Source organism: Methanoregula sp., from assembly GCF_049686655.1.
Taxonomy (GTDB): domain Archaea; phylum Halobacteriota; class Methanomicrobia; order Methanomicrobiales; family Methanospirillaceae; genus Methanoregula.
In genome coordinates this window covers 1-3,405 of sequence record NZ_JBAVIG010000002.1, presented here as the reverse complement: position 1 = coordinate 3,405, position 3,405 = coordinate 1, and the positions used below count along the sequence as shown (strand labels likewise).

Sequence of the window (3,405 nt, the reverse complement as noted above, 5' to 3'; positions counted from 1 at the left end):
GGGTGCGAAGGTAACGAGCCGCATCAGCGGTGAGTCCGAGCCCCTGATGCGTCGTGCGAGTGAGTCACTGAACGTGCGACATGAGTACGATCAACAGCGACGAACACGATGCGGAGCATGGTGTGAGGAGCGGGCCGGAGCAGCCGCTGGCGCCGGAGCATCGCGACAAGCCAGGGGCGTCATCCTATCAACAGGGCAACCTCGAAAAACAAGGAAGGTGATGTGAGCGGAACGGGCGTAAGCCCGTGGAGACGAACATGACCGACCGATCTTCATGCCTCTCGATCAGCTGAGGGAGGATCGCCGCCCCGCTCCGCACGCTTCGTGCACCTTCGGCGCACTCGCACCTGCTCCACGGACCGGCTCGTTTTGTTCTGTATAGCTGAGGGGAAGCCCACGCGGCAGGGGGCCTAGGCCCCGTTGAGCGTAAGAAAAAAGGGATTTGGAATTATCGTGCTGCACTTGCCTCAGCTACTTTCTTGGCCTTCTCATTCGTCGCCCAAGAAGCAATGGCGTCGAGATTATTCATCACCGTTTGATGCATCGTATCAACCTGTTTCGCAGCCAGATCTGACAATGCCTGAGAGCAGGTCTTGCAGAACATCGAATCATGAGCGTTGATAGTCTGGCACCGGGGACACCGGATAGCCTCCAGTGATGTTTCTTTGAATTCCTCTTCCTCGCACAATCCGGCTTTCTGCAACACCTTGCGCTCAACATCGGCCCCGGACATGTGGACGTACACTGCCGGCATCCCGCTGTTCGCTTCCCATCCGGCAATAATCCGCAGTTCCATCTCAGAGAAGCCCTGCTTGGCAAGGTCCGTAAGCCGGGCGTGACGGAGGGCATGCGGGTGGACCGGCTTCGTGATCTTCGCAAGATCAGCAAGTACCTTAAGGCGATTTGCGACCGTGTGTTCGTTGACCCGTTTACGTCCAAACCCGTAGCGGTTGTAGGTGATGAAGAGGGGGGCTTCGGGATTCTCTTTCATCGGATGGGTGTTGATCCAGGTCTGGAGATCTCCAACGCAAGCGGTAAGTCGGAGTCGCCGCTGCCCGGTCTTGCCATCCACGACCATAACCGCCCCGTACCGATCGAACTCGATGTTGCCTACATTCCTCGACAAAACTTCATTAATGCGGCAGCCTGAGTCCCACAGGAGCATGACCAGGGCCCGGTCCCGCTGGGTATCGCAGGCAGCTACCAGCTTCTCAATGTCGGACCGGCTGAGCAACCGTTCAACCGGAAGGCGGTTCTTCTGTCGTTTGATTTTGATATTCTCGAATAATTTCACTTCGTCAGCTGGCCGGAGATGCCGGAAAAATAATTTTATGCCGAGCATGTCGCCCTGAATAGTTGCATGCGAGCAGGGCCTTCCCCGTTTAGTCGGTTTGGTTTTACGGGAGATGAGGAAATCTTCGATATCTTTTGGCGTGGCCTTCATCAAATCCTGAAATTCGAAGAAGATGAGAAATGCATAAACTCGTCGTATTTTGTCGTTGATGCTTGTTGTGCGAAGCTGCTGCAGTGTGAGAGCTCGGACGTATCCTTCGAGGTATTTGATATTGACCGGATCGAGTCTTTTCATTTTCAATAACTCGGGGTACATGGAACTAACTAAAACGCGATTATTCATAAATGTATCTTATACTATTTGATGGTATAAGACTCAAGATCCGTTCCCGTAGGGGTTCGCAGGTTCGACTCCTGCTTCTCGCATCAACAGTTCATACTCTTTTATCAAATAGAGCGGGCAAAAATTCTGCCAATCGTTATTCCCGGACCTGTACCTTCCTGCCGCAGATCGGGCACTGGTATACCGCATCGCCATGGCCATCGGCCCATACCCGGCGCATCTCGGTCGGCTCGTGGTTCTTGTCACATGTCGGAATTGTGGATTCAGCCATTTTTTATCCCCTGATACCATGCATTACCCCGTGTTGGCATTTATGTGTATTGACCCCTGCTCAGCCGGGGTGCCCGCCACCACCGTCCATACCTTCCCGCAATGCAACATTGATGTTGAGGGAACCTCAACAGGTAAAGCAACAACTGTTAGGGGAGTTTTTTTCGTGGATGCAAGCCTCATTGTGCAGGGAATCGTTATCGGCGTCATCCTTTCCGCACCGGTCGGCCCCCTCTCCCTCATGTGTATCCAGCGTTCGATCAACGACGGACGTCTCCACGGGATCCTCTCCGGGATCGGGGTTGCGACTGCCGATGCGGTCTATGCCACGGTCGCGTTCCTTGGCCTCACTGCGATCTCCGGGTTCATCCTCTCCTGGCAGGACTTTTTCCGCTTCTTAGCCGGGCTCGTCCTTATTGTCGTCGGGATCAAGATCTTCCTCACCCGGCCCAGAGCCGAGGGGGACAGGAGCCCGCACGAGAGCTATGCGAAAGACTACCTCTCGATGGTTGCAATCGCGATAGCAAACCCGCTTACCATAATCTTCCTTATGGTCACCCTGCCCGGTTTTGGCTTTGTGATCGGCGGGACAACGCTGTTTGCCGCTGTGGAATTCGTAGGAGGGTTTCTTGCCGGTTCCGTGGCGTGGTGGATCATTATGTGCGGGATCATCGGCTCTGTCAGGTCCCTGATCAGTACCGGAAGCCTTGTCCTGATCAACCGGGCCTCCGGCCTCTTCATTATCTGTGTCGGCGCTGTCATGCTTATCAGTATCCTCTTTGCACTGGCGGGGAAGGCCGGTGGTATATAATGCGCCGGGATTCCTGCTATCGGCGAAGGAATAAATATATTTTCCCTTGCACCAACAATTAAGCACACAAAATCCATAAAATCTGTTGGAAGAGGAGAGGTTGTACTGACAGAGAAGAAACCGGGAGTACCGCCGGGCGATGAGATCGTCAGGGTCAAACTGCCCCAGAAACGCAATCGGGAAATGTTCGGGTGTGCCGAACTTATGATGGGTGCAAACCATATCCGGGTCCGCTGTTTCGACGGTGTGACAAGGATGGGCAGGATCAAGGGAAAGATCAAGAAGAAAGTCTGGATCCGGGAAGGGGACATCCTCATTGTGATCCCGTGGAACTTCCAGGACGAGAAATGTGATATCGTGTACCGGTACACCGGTCCGCAGATCGAATGGCTCCGGCGCAACAAGTACATCTGATCTCACCTGAGCTGATATCGGTCTGACAAAATTATCAAATCCTGCACTAATTTTTTCCATGGAAAGGAAAATATTTGGCTTGTGTATTGTCGCAGACGCATTAGTGGGGACGCGCATTCCCGTTCGTCGCGGGCTGTCATATTTCTATCAAATCCGTTCTGCTAAACAGCACATTTTTTCTAAATGTCGATAAATTCTATCTTGATTTGAAAAATGACAATAAAAAATCCATTTTTTAGAAAAAGACATATATTTATACTATAAAATGCAATAC

General features: G+C 52.6%; 4 protein-coding genes. 2 read left to right on the top strand and 2 right to left on the bottom strand.

The features are described from left to right. Positions 1-448: 448 nt before the first annotated feature. Entirely contained in the window at positions 449-1,588 is a 1,140-nt protein-coding gene (locus tag WBL42_RS00175) for a tyrosine-type recombinase/integrase (RefSeq protein WP_424719240.1), read from the bottom strand. 184 nt (positions 1,589-1,772) lie between these two features. Continuing rightward, positions 1,773-1,907, bottom strand: coding sequence for a hypothetical protein (locus WBL42_RS00170; protein WP_424719239.1), 135 nt, complete (start codon positions 1,905-1,907; stop codon positions 1,773-1,775). A 165-nt stretch (positions 1,908-2,072) separates the two neighbouring features. On the opposite strand from WBL42_RS00170, the gene WBL42_RS00165 reads away from it, so the two are divergent. Then, on the top strand, positions 2,073-2,717 hold the full coding sequence (locus tag WBL42_RS00165; RefSeq protein ID WP_424719238.1) for a LysE family translocator: 645 nt from the start codon (positions 2,073-2,075) through the stop codon (positions 2,715-2,717). 9 nt (positions 2,718-2,726) lie between these two features. Beyond that, the gene (gene eif1A / locus WBL42_RS00160; RefSeq protein ID WP_424719241.1) at positions 2,727-3,131 is read left to right on the top strand and encodes a translation initiation factor eIF-1A; all 405 of its coding nucleotides are present in this window, start codon (positions 2,727-2,729) and stop codon (positions 3,129-3,131) included. The last annotated feature ends 274 nt before the right edge of the window (positions 3,132-3,405 follow it).

Coding starts and splice junctions, on each gene's coding strand:
- WBL42_RS00170 (WP_424719239.1), bottom strand. CDS start 1,907: ATGGCTGAATCCACAATTCCGACATGTGACAAGAACCACGAGCCGACC.
- WBL42_RS00175 (WP_424719240.1), bottom strand. CDS start 1,588: ATGAAAAGACTCGATCCGGTCAATATCAAATACCTCGAAGGATACGTC.